This is a genomic window from Streptomyces sp. NPDC046557, assembly GCF_040645975.1.
Lineage (GTDB): Bacteria > Actinomycetota > Actinomycetes > Streptomycetales > Streptomycetaceae > Streptomyces.
Map to the genome: position 1 here is coordinate 497,327 of NZ_JBEYZH010000002.1, position 18,825 is coordinate 516,151.

The 18,825-nt window shown below is 72.1% G+C and carries 19 protein-coding genes; 9 read left to right on the forward strand and 10 right to left on the reverse strand.

Features of this window, described 5'->3' with window-relative positions; all coding sequences use genetic code 11:
* Nucleotides 1-476: 476 nt before the first annotated feature.
* Nucleotides 477-1,439 carry a zinc-binding dehydrogenase gene (locus ABZ934_RS07450; RefSeq protein WP_361309615.1) on the forward strand — a complete coding sequence of 321 codons (963 nt, stop codon included), beginning with the start codon at nucleotides 477-479 and terminating at the stop codon, nucleotides 1,437-1,439.
* A 249-nt stretch (nucleotides 1,440-1,688) separates the two neighbouring features.
* On the opposite strand, the gene ABZ934_RS07455 is transcribed toward ABZ934_RS07450, so the two are convergent.
* From ABZ934_RS07455 to ABZ934_RS07465, 3 genes are all read right to left on the reverse strand, one after another.
* Nucleotides 1,689-2,612 (reverse strand): helix-turn-helix transcriptional regulator, encoded by a 924-nt coding sequence (locus ABZ934_RS07455; protein ID WP_361309618.1) that lies wholly within the window; start codon nucleotides 2,610-2,612, stop codon nucleotides 1,689-1,691.
* A gap of 1 nt (nucleotide 2,613) precedes the next feature.
* Nucleotides 2,614-3,546 carry a DUF4097 family beta strand repeat-containing protein gene (locus ABZ934_RS07460; RefSeq protein WP_361309621.1) on the reverse strand — a complete coding sequence of 311 codons (933 nt, stop codon included), beginning with the start codon at nucleotides 3,544-3,546 and terminating at the stop codon, nucleotides 2,614-2,616.
* A gap of 175 nt (nucleotides 3,547-3,721) precedes the next feature.
* Nucleotides 3,722-4,654, reverse strand: a complete 933-nt coding sequence (locus tag ABZ934_RS07465) for a LysR family transcriptional regulator (RefSeq protein ID WP_361309624.1) — start codon at nucleotides 4,652-4,654, stop codon at nucleotides 3,722-3,724.
* Between the two features lie 207 nt (nucleotides 4,655-4,861).
* Between ABZ934_RS07465 and snpA the strand changes: the two genes are divergently transcribed.
* Entirely contained in the window at nucleotides 4,862-5,536 is a 675-nt protein-coding gene (gene snpA, locus ABZ934_RS07470) for a snapalysin (protein ID WP_361309627.1), read from the forward strand.
* 81 nt (nucleotides 5,537-5,617) lie between these two features.
* Here snpA and ABZ934_RS07475 read toward each other — a convergent pair whose 3' ends face one another.
* From ABZ934_RS07475 to ABZ934_RS07490, 4 genes are all read right to left on the reverse strand, one after another.
* Nucleotides 5,618-5,827, reverse strand: a complete 210-nt coding sequence (locus tag ABZ934_RS07475) for a hypothetical protein (RefSeq protein ID WP_361309630.1) — start codon at nucleotides 5,825-5,827, stop codon at nucleotides 5,618-5,620.
* A 46-nt stretch (nucleotides 5,828-5,873) separates the two neighbouring features.
* Nucleotides 5,874-6,467 carry a GNAT family N-acetyltransferase gene (locus ABZ934_RS07480; RefSeq protein ID WP_361309633.1) on the reverse strand — a complete coding sequence of 198 codons (594 nt, stop codon included), beginning with the start codon at nucleotides 6,465-6,467 and terminating at the stop codon, nucleotides 5,874-5,876.
* Nucleotides 6,468-6,594: 127 nt separating this feature from the next.
* Complete coding sequence (locus ABZ934_RS07485; RefSeq protein WP_361309636.1) at nucleotides 6,595-7,668, reverse strand: family 2 encapsulin nanocompartment cargo protein polyprenyl transferase; 1,074 nt, start codon at nucleotides 7,666-7,668, stop codon at nucleotides 6,595-6,597.
* 32 nt (nucleotides 7,669-7,700) lie between these two features.
* The gene (locus ABZ934_RS07490; RefSeq protein WP_361309639.1) at nucleotides 7,701-9,113 is read right to left on the reverse strand and encodes a family 2B encapsulin nanocompartment shell protein; all 1,413 of its coding nucleotides are present in this window, start codon (nucleotides 9,111-9,113) and stop codon (nucleotides 7,701-7,703) included.
* 271 nt (nucleotides 9,114-9,384) lie between these two features.
* On the opposite strand from ABZ934_RS07490, the gene ABZ934_RS07495 reads away from it, so the two are divergent.
* Together ABZ934_RS07495 and ABZ934_RS07500 are read left to right on the forward strand one after the other, a co-directional pair.
* On the forward strand, nucleotides 9,385-9,975 hold the full coding sequence (locus ABZ934_RS07495; protein WP_361309642.1) for an N-acetylmuramoyl-L-alanine amidase: 591 nt from the start codon (nucleotides 9,385-9,387) through the stop codon (nucleotides 9,973-9,975).
* Nucleotides 9,976-10,090: 115 nt separating this feature from the next.
* A complete protein-coding gene (locus ABZ934_RS07500) occupies nucleotides 10,091-11,038 on the forward strand; it encodes a pyridoxal-phosphate dependent enzyme (RefSeq protein ID WP_361309645.1) in 948 nt (315 codons plus the stop codon).
* 150 nt (nucleotides 11,039-11,188) lie between these two features.
* Here ABZ934_RS07500 and ABZ934_RS07505 read toward each other — a convergent pair whose 3' ends face one another.
* Complete coding sequence (locus ABZ934_RS07505) at nucleotides 11,189-12,769, reverse strand: Na+/H+ antiporter (protein WP_361309648.1); 1,581 nt, start codon at nucleotides 12,767-12,769, stop codon at nucleotides 11,189-11,191.
* A gap of 63 nt (nucleotides 12,770-12,832) precedes the next feature.
* Here ABZ934_RS07505 and ABZ934_RS07510 point away from each other — a divergent pair, with 63 nt between their 5' ends.
* The 3 genes from ABZ934_RS07510 to ABZ934_RS07520 all read left to right on the forward strand — a co-directional run bounded on the left by ABZ934_RS07510 (nucleotide 12,833) and on the right by ABZ934_RS07520 (nucleotide 14,715).
* Nucleotides 12,833-13,093, forward strand: coding sequence for a UBP-type zinc finger domain-containing protein (locus ABZ934_RS07510; protein WP_361309650.1), 261 nt, complete (start codon nucleotides 12,833-12,835; stop codon nucleotides 13,091-13,093).
* 216 nt (nucleotides 13,094-13,309) lie between these two features.
* Nucleotides 13,310-13,723 carry an anti-sigma regulatory factor gene (locus tag ABZ934_RS07515; protein ID WP_136215044.1) on the forward strand — a complete coding sequence of 138 codons (414 nt, stop codon included), beginning with the start codon at nucleotides 13,310-13,312 and terminating at the stop codon, nucleotides 13,721-13,723.
* 11 nt (nucleotides 13,724-13,734) lie between these two features.
* Nucleotides 13,735-14,715 carry an RNA polymerase sigma factor SigF gene (locus ABZ934_RS07520; protein ID WP_361310292.1) on the forward strand — a complete coding sequence of 327 codons (981 nt, stop codon included), beginning with the start codon at nucleotides 13,735-13,737 and terminating at the stop codon, nucleotides 14,713-14,715.
* 30 nt (nucleotides 14,716-14,745) lie between these two features.
* Here ABZ934_RS07520 and ABZ934_RS07525 read toward each other — a convergent pair whose 3' ends face one another.
* Nucleotides 14,746-15,207, reverse strand: a complete 462-nt coding sequence (locus ABZ934_RS07525; RefSeq protein WP_361309653.1) for a hypothetical protein — start codon at nucleotides 15,205-15,207, stop codon at nucleotides 14,746-14,748.
* A gap of 132 nt (nucleotides 15,208-15,339) precedes the next feature.
* Here ABZ934_RS07525 and ABZ934_RS07530 point away from each other — a divergent pair, with 132 nt between their 5' ends.
* The gene (locus ABZ934_RS07530; RefSeq protein ID WP_361309656.1) at nucleotides 15,340-16,305 is read left to right on the forward strand and encodes a diacylglycerol kinase family protein; all 966 of its coding nucleotides are present in this window, start codon (nucleotides 15,340-15,342) and stop codon (nucleotides 16,303-16,305) included.
* A gap of 323 nt (nucleotides 16,306-16,628) precedes the next feature.
* Nucleotides 16,629-16,886, forward strand: a complete 258-nt coding sequence (locus ABZ934_RS07535) for a WhiB family transcriptional regulator (RefSeq protein ID WP_003953983.1) — start codon at nucleotides 16,629-16,631, stop codon at nucleotides 16,884-16,886.
* 205 nt (nucleotides 16,887-17,091) lie between these two features.
* Here ABZ934_RS07535 and ABZ934_RS07540 read toward each other — a convergent pair whose 3' ends face one another.
* A complete protein-coding gene (locus ABZ934_RS07540) occupies nucleotides 17,092-18,561 on the reverse strand; it encodes a PAS domain-containing sensor histidine kinase (protein ID WP_361310295.1) in 1,470 nt (489 codons plus the stop codon).
* Nucleotides 18,562-18,825: the final 264 nt, after the last annotated feature.

Consider the following 18,825-nt stretch of genomic DNA (forward strand, 5'->3'; position numbering starts at 1 on the left):
CATCCGGCCGGGCCGTTCCGGTTGCTCCCGTGCCGCCGTCCCCGCTCCGGCCGTCACGGGGGAGCGGACCGCGGACGCACCCTCCTGGCCCCCGAACCGGGAGGGGTCGCCGCGCCTGTCGTGGGCCCGGGCGCACGGGAAAGCGACGCACCGGCCACACGAAGAGAACCGCGGCGCGAATGACAGGCCCATGGCGAGCGCGCCGCATGGCCAGAATGTTACCCCCCGATCGCGGGCTCCCTTGACATTCCGCTTTCGCTCTCGGAAGCATCAAACGGACTGGTACGCGTGGCAGTTGAGAGGTGAATCAATCCTTCCGTGCAGCGGCCACGGATGGCCCGTTCCAGACGCGAAAAGACCCCGGCCCGGTTCCCTCACCCGGCAGTGACCCTCCGCGGGGCCACTGCGACGAAGACCTCACCCGCCGGCTCCCGACAGGGGTGGCCCCTCGCGCTACCGGGCGGTAGCGTCGCGGCATGTTCGCTGCCTATGCCGCCCGAATCGACCGCGACCAGCCGCTGAACGGCCTTGAACTGGGCGAGCGCCCGGCTCCCGGGGCCCGCCCCGGCTGGGTGACCGTCAACGTCAAGGCCGCCTCCCTCAACCACCACGACCTGTGGTCGCTGCGCGGGGTGGGTCTCGGCGAGGACAAACTCCCGATGATCCTCGGCTGCGACGCCGCCGGGACCGACCAGGACGGCAACGAGGTCGTCCTGCACTCCGTGATCGGCCAGAGCGGCCACGGGGTCGGCCCGGACGAGCCCCGGTCGATCCTGACCGAGCGCTATCAGGGAACCTTCGCCGAGCAGGTGACCGTCCCCGCCTGGAACGTGCTGCGCAAGCCCGCCGAGTTGTCCTTCGAGGAGGCCGCCTGCCTGCCGACGGCCTGGCTGACGGCCTACCGGATGCTGTTCACCAACGCCGGGGTGCGACCGGGGGACTCCGTGCTCGTCCAGGGCGCGGGCGGCGGCGTCGCCACCGCCGCGATCGTCCTCGGCAAGGCGGCCGGCCTGCGGGTCTTCGCCACGAGCCGGGACGAGGCCAAGCGCAAGCGCGCGGTCGAGCTGGGCGCGGTGGAGGCGTACGAGCCGGGCGCGCGGCTCCCGCAGCGGGTGGACGCCGTCATCGAGACGGTGGGCGCGGCCACGTGGTCGCACTCGGTGAAGTCCCTGCGCCCCGGCGGCACCCTGGTCATCTCGGGCGCGACGAGCGGCGACCGGCCGGCGCACGCGGAACTGACGCGGATCTTCTTCCTGGAGCTGAAGGTGGTCGGCTCCACGATGGGCTCGAAGGACGAGCTGGAGGACCTCCTGGCGTTCTGCGCGAGCACCGGCGTCCGCCCCGTCATCGACGAGGTCCTCCCCCTGGACCGCGCCCGCGAAGGTTTCACCAAACTCGCCTCGGGCGACCTCTTCGGCAAGATCGTCCTCACCGTCTGACCCTGCCGGCGGGGCGGAACTCCGGCTCCGGCTCCGGCTCCGACTCCGACTCCGACTCCGGCTCCGGCTCCGGCTCCGGCTCCGACTCCGACTCCGACTCCGACTCCGACTCCGACTCCGGCTCCGGCTCCGGCTCCGGCTCCGGCTCCGGCTCCGGGGGCATCTTCCAGCCCCGCGGCGTTTGGGGCGCGGGGCCGGGGGCGGAGCCCCACGGGCCCCGAGCGGAGGGAGGGGCCCCCAGCGGCGGGGCTACGGCCGGTCCGGGCGGAGGGCCGCCGTCACCCGGGCCGCCGCCGCGGTCAAATGAGCCCGGGCTTCGGCCAGTTGCGCCGGCGACACCCCGTGGTCTCGGGCCGCGTCCCGGACGTCGTCGCGGAAGCGGTCCAGCAACCGGTCCAAATCCCGCACCGGGTCGGCCGTAGCCGCCAGGTCCTCGGCCCAGCCCGCCCCGGCCGCCGCACCCGCGTGCGTCCCCGCACCGGCACCGCCGCCCGCACCGCCGCCCGCACCCCCGTGGCCCCCGGCGCCGCCCAGCCACGCCCCGGCCAGGCTCCCCAGCACACCGCCGGACTTGGCGAACTGCTCCTGCAACTGGCTCGCGATGCGCTGGACCTCCTCGCGCGCCCGCTCCTGGGCCTCCTTCGCCTGGCGCCGCGCCTGCTGCGCCTCCTCGCGCGCCCGGCGGCTCTCGTCCTTCGCCCGCCGCGCCTGCTCCTTCCACTCCGCCTTCGCCTTGCGCAGCTCCTCCTTGGCCGCCTTCCAGCCCTCGTCGTCGACGTGGGTGGTCGACGCCGAGGCGGCCGCCGCCCGCATCTCACGCCGCAGGTCCCCGGCGGCGCCCCGGACGTCGTCGCGGATCTCGGCGGCCAGTTCGGAGACCGAGTCACGGATCTCCAACTCCAGGTCGGCGAGTTCGCCGCCCCGGTCGGCCAGTTCGGCGCGGCCCGCCTCGGTGATGGAGTACACCTTGCGCCCGCCCTCGGTGGCGTGCGTCACGAGACCCTCCGCCTCCAGTTTGGCCAGGCGCGGGTACACCGTGCCCGCGGAGGGCGCGTACAGCCCCTGGAACCGCTCCTCCAGCAGGCGGATCACCTCGTACCCGTGGCGCGGAGCCTCGTCCAGCAGCTTGAGGAGGTAGAGGCGGAGGCGTCCGTGGGCGAAGACGGGCGGCATGTCAGAGCACCTTCTTGTCGAGCGTGAGCGGGGTGACGGGGGCTCCGTCGGGGCCGTCGGCCGCCGGGCGGCGCAGCAGGGCGATGGCGCCGGAGACCGTGGTGGCGCGCAGCGTCCCGGTGCCGGCGCCGAGCGTTCCGGTGATCCGCTTGGCGGCCCACTGCCCGGTGACCCGCAGGTCCTCGAAGGCGTTGGAGACGCCGCCGGTGGCGGTGTTGGCCTCCACGCGGGCGTCGGCCGGGTGCGGGAGGCGGATGGCGACCTGTCCGGAGACGGAGTTCAGGGAGATGTCGACGGGCCGGACGTCGGCCGGGTCGAGCATGAGGTCGATGAGCATGTCGCCGCTGACCGAATCGGCCCGCACGCTGCCGCCCGCGCCGTCGACGACGGTCAGGCTGCCGGAGACCGAGTGGAAGGCGAACTCGCCGTTCACGGACTGGGCCTCGACGCTGCCGGACACGGTGTTGGCCTTCACCTTGCCGGAGAGCCCGACCAGGGTCGTGTCGCCGCTGACGCCGTTGACGTCGGTGGCGCCGCTGATGCCGGAGACGAAGGCCGCCGCGCTGATGGTGGCCAGTTGGACGGCGGTGGCGGCGGGAACGGTGAGGGTGACGGTGACGGTGCGCTCCCACGCCTTGCGGCCGTCGGCGGAGCCGCCGGACCACGCCTTCCAGGGCTTGCCCTCGAACCACTTCTTGAAGCCCTGGGAACCGTTCCAGGGGAGGTCCTCGTAGGAGAGGGTGAGGGTTCCGCCTTCCTGTACGACGTGCAGGGGCGGCCCGGTGACCTCGGCCACTTCGAGTCGGGCGGGGCCCTCGTCGGCGGCGACGACGTTCACGGTGCCGCCGACGACGCGGACGCGGAGTTCCGTCACCGGCTGCTCGAAGGTGAGCTTCTGCGGTTCGGCTACGGACCACGTCGTCTGCTCTGCCATGGTTCTGATCCTCCTCGTGGGCGCACGAACGGGCTCGACGCTCAACGCTCGCAACATATCGCGTCTTCTGAGAACACGATATATCGCGGTTCGGCGAAGTCAAGCGGCCGACACGCCGCAGCGGCGCGCATGCGTGAGCGGCACGGGGCGCCGGGTCCGGCAGGGGGATCTCGGCCTACGCGGCCAGCAAAGGGCTCGCGTGGTGATGGAGCCAGGCCCGGTAGGGCGGGGTGCGCAGGGCGGCTTCGCGATAGGCGGCGCGGAGGTCCTCGTACACCTCGGCGTGTGCGCCCGGCCGGCTTGCCAGCAGCAGCCGTACGGCGAGCGGGTCGCCCGAGAGCGGCCGGATCGCCATGTCGTCGCGGGGGCCGGAGGTCGGCTGGCAGGGGGCGACGGCCTCGCCGGAGACGATCAGGGAGGTCGCGGTGTGGTAGTCGGCGTGCAGCACGGGCGGGTCCACCCCGGCGCCGGCGAAGACCCGCCGCAGGCCGTCCCACTCGCCGTCCACCGACGGGTCCACCGTCCAGCGGTCGGCGGCCAGTTCCCGTAACTCCACCACCGGCCGCCGCGCGGCGGGATGGTCCCGGGACATCGACACGAACTGCGGCTCCCGCTCCATCAGCACGCGCACTTCCAGCCCCGGCGGCACCCGCAGCGGGCACCCCTCGACCTCGTGCACGAACGCCACGTCCAGTTGCCCCGCCTCCACCATGCGCAGCAGGGCGTTGGCCGACACGTCGACCACCAGCGAGGTTTCGGTCTCGGGCGAGCGCCGGTGCAGTCGGCGCAACCAGCCCGGCAGGGCCCGGCTGGCCGTGGAGCCGATCCGCAGCCGCGGCCCGTGGGCCACCGCGCGGGCGTCGGCGACCAGGGCGGCCATCTCGGCCAGCAGCGGACGCGCCCGACCCAGTACGGTGCGGCCGAGCGGCGTGGGCCGGCAGCCGGTCCGTTCGCGAAGGAACAGCTCGCCCTCCAGCGCCCGTTCGATGCGGCGGAGCTGCGTCGTGAGGGAGGGCTGGCTCACGCCGAGCTGCCGCGCGGCCTTGTGCAGGCTGCCGGCGTCGGCGATGGCGCACAGGGCGCGCAGGTGCCTCACCTCAAGCTCCATGACCAGAGGGTAGGGCGGCCCCTGACGGCCGCACCAGCCACAGGCATCCCCCGGAATCCCGCCAATTTCAAGGAAGTCGACCTACCGAAAACCCACCGATAGCCCGGTGTTATCGGTGGCTGACATCATCCGCCCGGCACCCGCGCTCCCGCAGACTCCGGTTCGAACCATCCACCCCCCACACCGGATGAGTAGGAGCTTCCCCACATGCGCCACTCCCGTACGGCCGTTCCGGCCGCCACCATCGGTCTCGTCCTGGCCGCCGCCCTGGCCGGCGTCGCCCCCACCGCCAGCGCCGCCCCGGCCCCGTCCGGCAACACCGCGAGCTACGCCGCCTACGAGCGCTCGCAGGAGAACCAGGCCGCCAACCAGGCCTTCTTCGAGGCCGTCCGGCGTTCGGTGGCGGAGCAGCGCGCCGCGCACCCGGGCCTCCAGTCCGTCACCGTCACCTACAACACCCGCAACGCGCCCAGCTTCCGTACCGTGATAGCCCGTTCCACGCAGATCTGGAACGGCTCGGTGTCCAACGTGAAGCTCCAGGAGGTGTCCTCGGGCGGGAACTTCTCGTACTACGAGGGCAACGACTCACGGGGCTCGTACGCGAGCACCGACGGCCACGGCCGCGGCTACATCTTCCTGGACTACGCGCAGAACCAGCAGTACGACTCCACCCGGGTCACCGCGCACGAGACCGGCCACGTACTGGGCCTGCCCGACCACTACTCGGGCCCGTGCAGCGAGCTGATGTCGGGCGGCGGGCCGGGCACCTCGTGCACCAACCCCTACCCGAACGGCACCGAGCGCTCCCGCGTGAACCAGCTCTGGGCGAACGGCCTCGCCGCCTCGGGGCCGGCCGCCTCGGGCCTCGGCACCAAGAGCTGACCACCGGGCCGATCCGGCACCGGGCTCCCGTCGCGGGACCCGGCTGCCCGGCTGCCCGGCCGTTCCTTCGGCCGGGCGGGCCTAGCCGGCGCCCCGGGAGGAGGCGTACCTGGGGCAGTCCGGGGCGTGGCACGGCCCCGGACCCCACTCCGGTACGAAGATCCCGAGGGACTTGCGCCGCCCGACGATCACCCGCTCGACGGGTCGTCCGCAGACCGGGCACGGCTCCTGCTCGTGCCCGGCCGGCGGGGCGTCCGCCGCTCCCGCGCCCTGTCGCTCATCACCGGCCATACCTCCACGGTAGGCCGGTCCGGCGCATCCGGCGGTGCGGGAGCCCTCAGGGCTGCGGCTTGCGCCACATCGGCCACATCAACGGCCCGTCCGGCAGCCGCACCGCCGTGCCCGTGAACTCCCACCCGAGCCGCTGGTACAGCGCCTTGCTGCGTTCGCTGCTCGCCTCCAGGTAGGCCGGTACGCCCTCGCGGTCACAGCGCTCCAGCACCGGCCGGATCAGCTCCGTACCGAGGCCCTCGCCCTGCCGCCCCGGCGCCACCGCGATCATCAGCAGGTACTCGTGCTCCTCGGCCGTGGGGTGCACCTCGCCCGTCAGCCGGCCGACCAGCTCGCAGCGCTCGTTGTCCGGGTCGGCCACCGCGCGCATCTTCGCCGGGACCTCGTCCTCCCCCTCCGGCTCCCCGGCCGGTATCCGCAGCCACAGCGCCGCCGCCGAGCCGTCGGCCGCGTAGTCGATCCGGCCCTCCGCGAGCGCCACGTCGACGAACACGCCGAGGAACTTCCCGTGCACCGCCGCCCGGTGCGCCGGGTCGGGGAAGACCCAGCTGCTCACCGGGTCGTCGCGGAACGCCTCGTCCAGCAGCCGGGCCACCGCGTCCCGGTCCGACTGATCCGCCCTACGTATCTCCAGCACCACGGAACCCATCCTCGCTCACGTTTCAACAACCGTGAGTGATCCTAGAGTTGGGCTCCGTACCCGGACAGGCCGGTTCCGGCACCATGCGGTACCGGAACCGGCCTGTCCCCCCGCGGGTCCTACGCGCTCACCGGGTGCGGCGCGTGACGAACTCCGCCAGCGCCAGCAGCCCGCCCGCCGCCCCGAGGTCCGGTACGGCGCGCGACAACTGCTGCACCGCCCGGCCCATCCGGTCCGCCGCGTGGGCCTGCGCCCAGTCCCGGCCGCCGGCCCGGTCCACCGCGTCGGCCGCCCGGCGCACGTCGTCCCCGGTCATGGGCCCGGCGTAGAGCTCGGCGAGCTCCGCACCGGCCGCGGTACCCGAGGTGAGGGCGGCCACGACCGGGAGGGATTTCTTGCGGGCGGTCAGGTCGGCACCGGCGGGCTTCCCGGTGTGCCCGGGGTCCCCCCAGATGCCGATCAGGTCGTCGATCAGCTGGAACGCCAGCCCCGCCTCCCGGCCGAAGGCGTCCATGGCGTCGGCCTCGTCCGGCCCGGCCCCCGCGGACAGGGCGCCCAGCGCGCAGGCGCATCCCAGCAGGGCCCCGGTCTTGGCCGTGGCCATCCGCAGGCACTCGTCGAGGGAGACGTCCGGTCGCTGTTCGAAGGCGCAGTCCGCCTGCTGCCCGGCGCACAGCTCGATGACGCACGTCACCAGCCGGGTGGCGGCCGAGGCCGAGGCCGGATGCGGGTCCTCCGTGAGCTGCTTCAACGCGAGCGCCATCATGGCGTCGCCCGTGATGACCGCGTCCGGTACGCCGAAGACGGTCCAGGCCGTGGGCCGCCCGCGCCGCCTGACGTCCTTGTCGATGACGTCGTCGTGCAGGAGCGTGAAGTTGTGCGCCAGCTCCACGGCGACCGCCGCGCGTACGGCGTCCTCCTGCTCCTTCTCCCGGCCCTCCTTCTCCTCACCGCCCGGGCCGCGCAGGGCCCGCGCCGCCGCGAGGACCAGGGCGGGGCGGATGGCCTTGCCCGCGTTGCCCGCCGCCGGGGTGCCGTCCGCGTCCTCCCAGCCGAAGTGGTACATCGCCACGCGGCGCATGGAACCGGGCAGGCCCTCGACGGTCCGCCGCAGTCGCGGGTTGACCGTTTCCCTCGTCCGTTCGAGCAGGGCCGCCGCTTCCTGGCCCTCGCCCGTGGTGACCGCCTCGGTCGTCGCCATCGTGTGCCCCGCCGCGCCCCGAGCCGGCCGGCTCAGCGCCAGCGGCCGATCTCGACGTTCTCCAGGATGCCGAGCGCGTCCGGCACCAGGACCGCGGCGGAGAAGTAGGCGGTAACCAGGTAGGAGATGATCGCCTGCTCGCTGATGCCCATGAAGCGCACCGACATGCTCGGCTCGATCTCGTCCGGGATGCCCGGCTGGTGGAGGCCGATCACGCCGGACTCGTCCTCGCCGGTACGCATGCACAGGATCGAGGTCGTCCGGGCGTCACTGATCGGGATCTTGTTGCACGGGAAGATCGGTACGCCCCGCCAGGACGGCACGCGGTTGCCGCCGACGTCGATCGACTCGGGATAGAGGCCGCGCTTGTTGCACTCGCGCCCGAAGGCGGCGATGGCCTTGGGGTGGGCGAGGAAGAGCTTCGAGCCGCGCCGCATGCTGAGGAGCTGGTCCATGTCGTCCGGGCTGGGCGCGCCGTCGTGCGGCTGGATGCGCTGGTCGTAGTCGGCGTTGTGGAGCAGGCCGAAGTCGGGGTTGTTGACCATCTCGTGCTCTTGGCGCTCGCGCAGCGCCTCGACCGTGAGCCGCAACTGCTGCTCGGTCTGGTTCATCGGCTGGTTGTAGAGGTCGGCGACGCGCGTGTGCACCCGAAGAACCGTTTGTGCGATGGAGAGTTCGTACTCGCGCGGGCGCGCCTCGTAGTCCACGAAGGTGCCGGGCAGTACCGCTTCGCCCTCGTGGCCGGCGGAGAGCGCGATCTCGGCCTCGCCGTGCGTGTTGGTGCGCTGGGGCGGCAGCGCGCGCTGCCGGTCCACGTGGGCGCGCAGGGAGTCGACCCGGTCGGCGAGGAGCTGGAAGTCCTGCCGGGAGAGGACGAGGGCCGTACCGGAGGTGACCGCGCGGGCGGTGTACTCCCAGATCGACTCCTCGTCGACGAGGGCGTCCTCGCCGAAGAAGGCACCGTCGGCGACGGTGCGCAGCACCGCGTCCTCGCCGTAGGGGCCGGGGCCGACCTGTTCGATGCGGCCGTGTGCGAGGAGGAACACCTTGTCGGAGGCGCTGCCGAAGGAGGTCAGCTCCTGGCCGGGTTCGAAGTCGACCTGCTGGCAGCGGGCGGCGAGTTCGGCGAGTACGTCGAGGTCCTCGTAGTCGCGCAGCAGCGGGAGCTCACCGAGTTCGGCCGGGATCACCTGCACCTGGGTCCCGGTCTTGATGAATTCCACGATGCCGTTGCCGACGGAGTAGCTCAGCCGCCGGTTGACGCGGTACGTGCCGCCCTGCACCGACACCCACGGGAGCATCTTCAGCAGCCACCGCGAGCTGATCTCCTGCATCTGCGGCGCGGACTTGGTCGTGGTTGCCAAGTTCCGCGCGGCCGAGGTGCCCAGACTCCGCTGGGGGGTCTGGCCTTGCGCTTCGGACTCGGAACCCGCCTGGACCGACATGTGTTTCCTTTCGATCACTCCATGGATCTGCGGGTCCAGTTTTCAGCACGGAACGTAATGGGACCATTACACAAAAGGGTGGGACTACTCCGTACGTGACCTGGGCACCCTCATGGGCCGTCCGCGAAACCCTCGGCGGACACGGGCCGGTTGGCCGATTCCGCTCGCTCACCGTACGAACGCACTAGCCCGGAAGGGTTCCCTCCATTACACCGGTACGTGACGAGACGGGCACGCAAGGTGACCGCCCCGAATCGCAGAGGAGGCGGCCATGTCCGCACCCATGTCCGCGGACCGGTTCATCGAGGCACTGCGGCAGGAAGGGCTGACCGTGGTGGAGGTCGGCGCCTGGCGCACCCACAACCGCAACCACAAGGGGCCCTGGGGGCCGCTGCACGGGGTGATGATCCACCACACCGTGACGCACGGCACCGCCTACACCGTCTCGCTCTGCCGCGACGGCGACGAGGAGCTGCCGGGCCCCCTGTGCCACGGCGTGATCACCAAGGACGGCCGTGTCCACCTGGTCGGCTACGGCCGGGCCAACCACGCGGGCGCGGGCGACTCCGACGTCCTGGCGGCGGTGATCGCGGAGAAGCGGCTCCCGCCCGACCACCGGGCCGACACGGACGGCAACCGCTGCTTCTACGGCTTCGAGTGCGAGAACCTCGGCGACGGTGACGACCCGTGGCCGCAGGTGCAGTTGGACGCGATGGTCAAGGCGGCGGCCGCGGTGTGCCGGGTGCACGGCTGGCACGAGCGCTCGGTGATCGGCCACCTCGAATGGCAGCCCGGGAAGATCGACCCGAAGGGGTTCGCGATGGACTGGTTCCGCGACCGGGTGGCCGACCGCCTGAAATAGCCGCCTCCGCGGGGGGCGACCCGGAGTGACCCGATGACACGCGTCGCTCGCGCACGCCGGGGAGGACGGGGCCCCGACGTGCGGCGGCAGCGGCCGAGCGGCTCACAATGGAGGCGTGAACCGTTCCGCGAACCTTGACGTGCTGCTGCAGGCGCGACCGCCGTCGCCGGTGCGGGAGGTGCGTGACGACCGGTTCGAGCGGCACGGGGTGCGGTTGGTGCTCAAGCGGGACGATCTCGTGCATCCCGAGCTGCCCGGGAACAAGTGGCGCAAGCTCGCACCGAATCTGCGGGTCGCCGTGGCGGGCGGGTATCCCGGACTGGTGACCTTCGGCGGGGCGTACTCGAACCACCTGCGGGCGACCGCCGCGGCCGGGCGGTTGCTCGGCATGGCGACCGTCGGGGTGGTGCGCGGGGACGAGCTGGCCGGGCGGCCGTTGAACGACTCGCTGGCCCGCTGCGCCGCCGACGGGATGCGGTTGCACTTCGTCTCCCGCTCGGAGTACCGCCGCAAGGCCGAGCACGGCATGCGGGCCGGGCTGCTCGCCGCGGCCGGGGCCGGCGACGCGTACGTGATCCCGGAGGGCGGCAGCAACGCCCCCGCCCTGTCCGGCTGCGCAGAGCTGGGCCGCGAGCTGCGCGGCGCGGCCGATGTCGTCGCCGTCGCCTGCGGGACCGGCGGCACCCTGGCCGGTCTGGCGGCGGGGCTCGGGCCGGATCAGCGGGCCGTGGGGGTCCCGGTGCTGGCCGGCGGCTTCCTGGAGGCGGAGATACGTTCCCTCCAGCGGGAGGCGTTCGGCGGCCCGGCGGGCGACTGGACGCTGGCCGAGGGCTTCCACCACGGCGGCTACGCTCGGGTCCCTGCCGAGCTGGACGACTTCGCCGCCGGGTTCGAGGCGCGGCACGGCGTCCCGGTCGAGCGGGTCTACGTCGCCAAGCTGCTCTGGGCCCTGACGGAACTCACGGCGGCGGGCGCCTTCCCCCGGGGCACGACCCTCGCCGCGGTCGTCACCGGCGCCCCCGACCCGTGCCCTGGCCCCGCCCCCGCCGATCCCTCCCGGTAGGCCCGGGCCCCTCCGGCCCGGACGGCCGGCATCGCGGTACGACCGGCGCCCCGCCCCGGCGGAGCGGTCACCCCGCCCCACCGGACCGCTGCGACCCCGGCGGACCCACTCACGCCCACGCCGCCCGGACCGCTCAGGCCTCCGACCCGCTCAGGACGACTCCTCCCGGTAGGCCGCGGCCTCCTCCAGGTCCAGCCGGCGCAGCAGCACCCGCAGCATCTCGTCGTCGATCCGCCGGCGGTCGCGCAGCGTCACGAACACCTCCCGCTCGGCCTCGATCATCTCCCCCGCCAGCCGCCGGTAGATGTCGTCCGCGGACTCCCCCGTCACGGGGTTGGTCTCGCCGAGCCGCTCCCACACCGCGTTGCGCCGCCGCTCCAGCACCGTTCGCAGCCGGTCCGCCAGCGGCCCCGGCAGGGCGTTGCGCGGCTCCTCCAGCAGCTCGTTCAGCCGGTCCTCCGCCGCCCGCGACGCCTCGCTCTGCGCCTGGGCCTCCGCCAGCGTCTCCGCCTGGAAGTCGCGCGGCGGCAGCCGCAGCAGCCGGATCAGCGGCGGCAGGGTCAGCCCCTGCACCACCAGCGTCGCGATGACCGTCGTGAAGGTCAGGAAGAGGATCAGGTTCCGGTGCGGCACGCTGATGGGGACGGAGAAGGCGACGGCCAGCGAGACCACCCCGCGCATCCCGGCCCATCCCACGATGACCGGCGCCTTCCAGTTCGTCTCGGGTTCCCGCAGGCGGATCCGCTCGGACAGCACCCGGGGCAGGAAGGTGGCGGGGAACACCCACACCAAGCGCGCCACCACCACGGCCAGGAACACCGCCAGCGCGTACCAGGCCGCCTGCGGGCCCTCGTACTCCGCGAGCCCCTTCAGGACCACCGGCAGCTGGAGGCCGATCAGCGCGAAGACCACCGACTCCAGCACGAAGGAGATCACCTTCCACACCGCGGCCTCCTGGAGCCGGGTCGCGAAGTCGACCTGCCAGTTGCGGTGTCCGAGGTACAGGGCGACCACCACGACCGCCAGGACGCCCGAGGCGTGCACCCGCTCGGCCGCCGCGTACGCGACGAACGGGATCAGCAGCGACAGGGTGTTCTGCAGCAGTGGTTCGCGCAGCCGCTTGCGCAGCAGGTGGATCGGCACCATCAGCACCAACCCGACCCCGACGCCGCCAACCGACGCGAGCATGAACTCCGCGATCCCGCCCGCCCAGCCCGCGCTGACGCCGACGGCGGCGGCCAGCGCCACCTTGTAGGCGGTGATCGCGGTGGCGTCGTTGACCAGCGACTCGCCCTGGAGGATGGTCGTGATCCGGTTCGGCAGTCCGAGTTTGCGGGCGATCGCCGTCGCCGCGACCGCGTCGGGCGGCGCGATCACCGCGCCCAGCACCAGCGCCACAGGCAGCGACAGGCCCGGCACCAGCAGGTAGGCCGCGTACCCCACGGCCACGGTCGCGAAGAGCACGTACCCCACGGACAGCAGCGCGACCGGCCGTACGTTGGCCCGCAGGTCGAGGTACGAGCTCTCCATGGAGGCCGTGTAGAGCAGCGGCGGCAGCAGCAGGGGCAGCACGATGTGGGGGTCGAGGGCGTACGACGGCACGCCCGGGACGTAGGCGGCGATGAGACCGACGGCGACGAGCAGCAGCGGCGCGGGCACGGGGGTGCGGCGGGCCACCCCGGCGACCACCGCGCTGCCCGCCACCAAGGCCACCAGCTGCAATACCTCCATCGAAGATCCGTCCTCCTCGGTATCAACCGCCCAGTGCGCCCGCACGTCAGTACGCTGGCCATCATGAGCGAGTGCACCCACGTTGCCGAACTGCCGCGCCCCGAGCCCATCCCGCTTGCCCCGACCTGCCCGGAATGTCTGGCGCTCGGCAGTCATCCGGTGCAACTGCGGATATGCCTGGGGTGCGGATACGTGGCCTGCTGCGATTCCTCGCCCTACCGCCATGCCACGGCGCACCACCACGAGACGGGCCATCCGGTGATGCGCAGCTTCGAACCGGGCGAGACGTGGAGGTGGTGTTTTGTCGACGGTTCGATCGTCTGAGGCGGGGTAGGTCAACCCTCCGCCGGTTCCCCCGAATTGGGCCCGCAGACCCCTAGCCACTGTGCGTACCGATGGGCTTACCATCGGTCACCGACCGCAGGAACGGCGGGTGACCCGGGCGCTCCCAGCGGGCGCCACGAGGGGGGCCGCGACACGATCGCCCGGATCGCGATAGCGTCACCGGCGAACAGAGCTCGTACCACCTTGGAGGTGAGGGTGTCCCAGATCGCAGGCGAGCCCGCGACCCAGGACTTCGTAGAAGTCCGGCTGCCGGCTGCGGGTGCCTACCTGTCGGTGCTGCGTACGGCGACAGCCGGTCTCGCGGCACGGTTGGACTTCACCCTCGACGAGATCGAGGACCTCCGCATCGCGGTGGACGAGGCGTGCGCGATCCTGCTCCAGCAGGCCGTGCCCGGCTCCGTCCTGAGCTGCGTGTTCCGGCTGATCGACGATTCGCTGGAGGTCACCGTCTCGGCACCGACCACGGACGGCCGCGCGCCCGAGCGCGACACGTTCGCGTGGACGGTCCTGTCGGCGCTGGCCGGCAAGGTCGAGGCGACGGTCGAGGAGGACCGCACCGTGTGCATCAGCCTGTACAAACAACGCGGCGCGGGGCCAGGCCCGGCGTGAGCGGCGGGGAGATCCCGGTGCGGGGCGGGGATCGGCCCCGGGTACGGCATGAGGTCGACGGCGGCATCCCGGAGCAGCAGCACGCCCGGCCGCACCCGGCTGACGCGGATGCGGACAACGGCTTTTTGGACTCGGCGGAGCGACGGGCGGGCCCTATGAGCGAGAACCAGCACGACGAACCACAACCCTCACAGCCATCCGCGGCCGTGGCCCAGGCGGCTCCGGCGCTGCCGGACCCGCGCGACCGCAGTGGCGCGCGGGCGCTGTTCTTCGAACTGCGGGAGCTGCCCGACGGTTCGCCGGAGCGGGCGGAGCTGCGCAACCGCCTGGTCCGGATGCACCTTCCGCTGGTCGAGCACCTGGCCCGGCGGTTCCGCAACCGGGGCGAGCCGCTCGACGACCTGACGCAGGTCGCCACCATCGGCCTGATCAAGTCGGTGGACCGGTTCGACCCGGACCGGGGCGTGGAGTTCTCGACGTACGCCACGCCCACGGTGGTCGGCGAGATCAAGCGGCACTTCCGCGACAAGGGCTGGGCGGTACGGGTGCCCCGGCGCCTCCAGGAGCTGCGGCTCTCATTGACCACTGCCACCGCGGAGCTCTCCCAGCAGCACGGTCGCTCCCCCACGGTCCACGAGCTGGCCGAACGGCTCGGGATCTCCGAGGAGGAGGTGCTGGAGGGGCTGGAATCGGCCAATGCCTACAGCACGCTCTCCCTGGACGTCCCGGACACGGACGACGAGTCCCCGGCGGTCGCGGACACGCTGGGCTCGGAGGACGAGGCGCTGGAGGGGGTCGAGTACCGCGAGTCCCTCAAGCCGCTGCTGGAGGGGCTGCCACCGCGAGAGAAGCGGATTCTACTGCTCCGGTTCTTCGGCAACATGACGCAGTCACAGATCGCGCAGGAGGTCGGCATCTCCCAGATGCACGTCTCCCGTCTGCTGGCCCGCACCCTGGCCCAGCTGCGCGAGAAGCTCCTCGTGGAGGAGTAGGCGGCGCGGCCCGTACGACGGGCCGCGCGGTCAGGCGGCGGGACCGATGCCCAGGGCCCGGGTCGCCGTCGGGTTCACCAGCAGGGCCACGACCGCCAGCGCGGCCGCCGCCAAGGCCACCGCGGCGGCGGTCAGCGCCCCACCGGCGGTCCACAGCGTCCACGCCACCGGCAGCGCCATCAGCTGCATGATCAGCGCCGGACCCCGGCTCCACCGACGCCCCAAGCGCAGCCCGCGCGCCGCGATCAGCGGGAGCACGGCGATGGCGAGCAGGGTCAGGCCTCCCGTCTCGGCCTGCCGCACGGAGTCGACGTGTCCGGCGATCCCGTCGAACAGCAGGTAGCCGCCGAGGCCGACCAGGGCCAGGCCCTGGACCGCGCACAGTACGGCGGCGACGGTCAGCCGGCCGGGCAGCGCGGCGGGCGCACCGCCGGGGGCAGCCGCGTCGGCGGGGGCGGGGGCGGGGGCATTCGGGGTCGGCTTCTCACTCACTCCAGCAGGGTAGCCGCGCCCCGCCGCCCGCGGCGGAGCGGACGACACCGGGGAGGGGCCGGGGGCGGGACGGTGACCGGACGGGGACGGGCAGTAGGGGGTGCCCGCGAGCGGGTGGGTAGGCTGGCGCTCATGCGTGCACTTCTCGTGGCCAACCCAGCAGCGACGACCACCAGTGCACGTACGCGTGACGTCCTGACCCACGCGCTGGCCAGCGAGATGAAGCTGGAGGCGGTCACCACCGAGTACCGGGGGCACGCCCGCGACCTGGGGCGCAAGGCGGCCCGGGAGGGCCTGGACCTCGTGGTGGCCCTCGGTGGCGACGGCACGGTCAACGAGGTGGTCAACGGCCTGCTGCACGACGGCCCCGATCCGGACCGGCTGCCGAGGCTGGCGGTGGTCCCCGGCGGGTCGACGAACGTGTTCGCCCGCGCGCTCGGACTGCCCAACGACGCAATCGAGGCGACCGGCGCCCTGCTGGACGCCTTGCGGGAGCGGCGTGAGCGCACGGTGGGCCTCGGCCTCGCGGCCGGCGTCCCCGGCACGGAGGACGAGTCGGTCCCGGCGCGCTGGTTCACCTTCTGCGCGGGCTTCGGTTTCGACGCGGGGGTGGTGGGCCGGGTCGAGCAGCAGCGCGAGCGCGGCAAGCGTTCGACGCACGCCCTCTATGTGCGACAGCTGGTGCGCCAATTCCTCGACGAACCCAATCGCCGGCACGGGACGGTCACCCTGGAGCGGCCCGGCGCGGAGCCAGTGACGGACCTGGTGCTCTCGATAGTCTGCAACACCTCGCCCTGGACGTATCTGGGCAATCGCCCGTTGTACGCGTCCCCGGACGCGTCGTTCGATACCGCACTTGACGTATTGGCCTTGGATCGTTTGTCAACTCCGGCGGTCGCCAAGTACGCCACACAGCTCCTGACCTCGACTCCTGAGCGCGGTCCGCAGGGCAAGCACGCGGTGTCTCTGCACGATCTGACCGACTTCACCTTGCATTCGAAGGTTCCACTCCCCTTCCAGATGGACGGTGATCACCTGGGACTGCGGACCAGCGTTCGGTTCACAGGCGTTCGCCGTGCACTGCGTGTGATTGTGTGAGTAGAAGAGCCCAAAGTCCTTTCACTCGAACGTTTACACGCCGGTACACCCCCAGGAACTAGGGCTGTGACCTAGTCGACACCGACGAATCCAAAAAAACTTTCCGGAAGGGGTTGTATCCCCGTCCGAGGTTTGCGAATCTCTACATGGCGATCGGGACAGCCCGCACAACCCGGCACCCACACAGACCGCCAGAACCCCACCACGAATCTTCGGATCCCTCAGTCGTCATTCTGAGGGTCAGCCCTTCCCTCACGGGGGGATTCGTGAAAGCGTTCACATTCACAAGCAACCTGCCCGCAATACAAGGAGATGGAGCAGCCATGGACTGGCGTCACAACGCCGTTTGCCGCGAGGAAGACCCGGAACTCTTCTTCCCCATCGGCAACACCGGTCCTGCGCTGCTGCAGATCGAGGAAGCCAAGGCCGTCTGCCGCCGCTGCCCCGTCATGGAGCAGTGCCTGCAGTGGGCGCTCGAGTCCGGTCAGGACTCCGGCGTCTGGGGCGGTCTCAGCGAGGACGAGCGCCGCGCCATGAAGCGCCGCGCCGCTCGCAACCGGGCGCGCAACGCCAGCGCCTGACATCGACTTTCGAGCCTCGAGCCGCAGCGCGTAGAACCCTGAGAAGCGATCGGCACCGTGCTCTTGAGCCCCGGACCGGGTCCCCCAGCCACCGCTGGGAGGAACCGCCAGGTCCGGGGCTCAGTGCTGTACGGACCTCCTGGAGAGCACGCGGGGTGACGTAGCGTGACGGGCCGGTCGCCGCTCTGCGTGACCGTCGCCGACCCTACTTCTGCGGGCTGGCCGGGATGTCGAGGACGACCCGGGTGCCGTGCGGCTCGACCCGGACCATGTCGAAGGTCCCGCCGAGCTCTCCCTCGACCAGGGTGCGGACGATTTGGAGTCCGAGGTTCCCGGCCCGCTGCGGGTCGAAGCCCTCGGGCAGACCGCACCCGTCGTCGAGCACCTTGATCAGCAGTCGCGCGTCGGCGCGGCCCGTGCCCGAGCGGGTGGCCGAGACCTCGACCGTGCCGCCCTCGCCCTGGCTGAAGGCGTGCTCCAGGGCGTTCTGGAGGATTTCGGTCAGCACCATCGAGAGCGGGGTGGCGACCTCCGCGTCCAGGATGCCGAACCGGCCGGTGCGCCGGCAGGCGACCTTGCCGGGCGAGATCTCGGCGACCATCGCGATGACCCGGTCGGCGATCTCGTCGAACTCCACACGCTCGTCGAGGTTCTGAGAGAGCGTCTCGTGCACGATCGCGATCGAACCGACGCGCCGCACGGCCTCGTTCAGTGCCTCGCGTCCCTGCGGGGAGTCCATCCGGCGGGCCTGGAGGCGCAGGAGCGCGGCCACCGTTTGGAGGTTGTTCTTCACCCGGTGGTGGATCTCCCGGATGGTCGCGTCCTTGGTGATCAGTTCACGTTCGCGACGGCGCAGCTCGGTGACGTCGCGGCACAGCACCAGGGATCCGATGCGGGTGCCCTTGGGCTTGAGTGGGATGGCGCGCAGTTGGATGACCCCGCCGTTGCCCTCGACCTCCGTCTCGCGGGGGGCCCAGCCGCTGGCCAGCTTCACCAGTGCCTCGTCCACCGGGCCGCGTGAGGGGGCCAGTTCGGCGGTGGTGGTGCCGAGGTCCTGACCGACCAGGTCGGAGGCGAGCCCGAGGCGGTGGTAGGCCGAGAGCGCGTTCGGGGACGCGTACGTCACCACGCCCTCGGCGTCGAGTCGGATCAGCCCGTCGCCGACGCGCGGGGAGGCGTCCATGTCGACCTGCTGGCCGGGGAAGGGGAAGGAGCCCGCCGCGATCATCTGGGCGAGGTCGGAGGCGGACTGGAGGTAGGTGAGCTCCAGCCGGCTCGGTGTACGCACGGTGAGCAGGTTGGTGTTGCGCGCGATCACTCCGAGTACCCGGCCCTCGCGCCGGACGGGGATGGACTCGACGCGGACCGGGACCTCCTCGCGCCACTCCGGGTCGCCCTCGCGGACGATCCGACCCTCGTCGAGGGCGGCGTCGAGGAGCGGACGGCGGCCGCGCGGGACCAGGTGGCCGACCATGTCGTCCTGGTACGAGGTGGGGCCGGTGTTGGGGCGCATCTGCGCGACCGACACGTACCGGGTGCCGTCGAGGGTCGGGACCCAGAGCACGAGGTCCGCGAAGGAGAGGTCGGAGAGCAGTTGCCACTCCGAGACCAGCAGGTGAAGCCACTCCAGGTCGGTTTCACCGAGAGCGGTGTGCTGGCGTACGAGGTCGTTCATGGAGGGCACGGGCCGAGCGTACCCCGGGTACGGCCATGACTTTCCCCACGGCGAATACCCAGGAGTATCCAGGAGGGCCCCGGGCCGCGTAGGGTTGGAGGAAGTGACGGGAATAAGACCCCTGTCGTTGGATGGACAGGACAGATTGGTCTAGTCCACAATGGTTTAAGCTTCCGCCCTCCCCGCACAGGAGGACGGATCGAGGTAAGCCGCGCGCTCTGCCCTGACCGCGTCGGCCCCTCCCAACCGGCCGCCGGGAACCGC

Coding starts and splice junctions, on each gene's coding strand:
- ABZ934_RS07450 (WP_361309615.1), top strand. CDS start 477: ATGTTCGCTGCCTATGCCGCCCGAATCGACCGCGACCAGCCGCTGAAC.
- ABZ934_RS07455 (WP_361309618.1), bottom strand. CDS start 2,612: ATGCCGCCCGTCTTCGCCCACGGACGCCTCCGCCTCTACCTCCTCAAG.
- ABZ934_RS07460 (WP_361309621.1), bottom strand. CDS start 3,546: ATGGCAGAGCAGACGACGTGGTCCGTAGCCGAACCGCAGAAGCTCACC.
- ABZ934_RS07465 (WP_361309624.1), bottom strand. CDS start 4,654: ATGGAGCTTGAGGTGAGGCACCTGCGCGCCCTGTGCGCCATCGCCGAC.
- snpA (WP_361309627.1), top strand. CDS start 4,862: ATGCGCCACTCCCGTACGGCCGTTCCGGCCGCCACCATCGGTCTCGTC.
- ABZ934_RS07475 (WP_361309630.1), bottom strand. CDS start 5,827: ATGGCCGGTGATGAGCGACAGGGCGCGGGAGCGGCGGACGCCCCGCCG.
- ABZ934_RS07485 (WP_361309636.1), bottom strand. CDS start 7,668: ATGGCGACGACCGAGGCGGTCACCACGGGCGAGGGCCAGGAAGCGGCG.
- ABZ934_RS07490 (WP_361309639.1), bottom strand. CDS start 9,113: ATGTCGGTCCAGGCGGGTTCCGAGTCCGAAGCGCAAGGCCAGACCCCC.
- ABZ934_RS07495 (WP_361309642.1), top strand. CDS start 9,385: ATGTCCGCACCCATGTCCGCGGACCGGTTCATCGAGGCACTGCGGCAG.
- ABZ934_RS07505 (WP_361309648.1), bottom strand. CDS start 12,769: ATGGAGGTATTGCAGCTGGTGGCCTTGGTGGCGGGCAGCGCGGTGGTC.
- ABZ934_RS07510 (WP_361309650.1), top strand. CDS start 12,833: ATGAGCGAGTGCACCCACGTTGCCGAACTGCCGCGCCCCGAGCCCATC.
- ABZ934_RS07530 (WP_361309656.1), top strand. CDS start 15,340: ATGCGTGCACTTCTCGTGGCCAACCCAGCAGCGACGACCACCAGTGCA.
- ABZ934_RS07535 (WP_003953983.1), top strand. CDS start 16,629: ATGGACTGGCGTCACAACGCCGTTTGCCGCGAGGAAGACCCGGAACTC.
- ABZ934_RS07540 (WP_361310295.1), bottom strand. CDS start 18,561: ATGAACGACCTCGTACGCCAGCACACCGCTCTCGGTGAAACCGACCTG.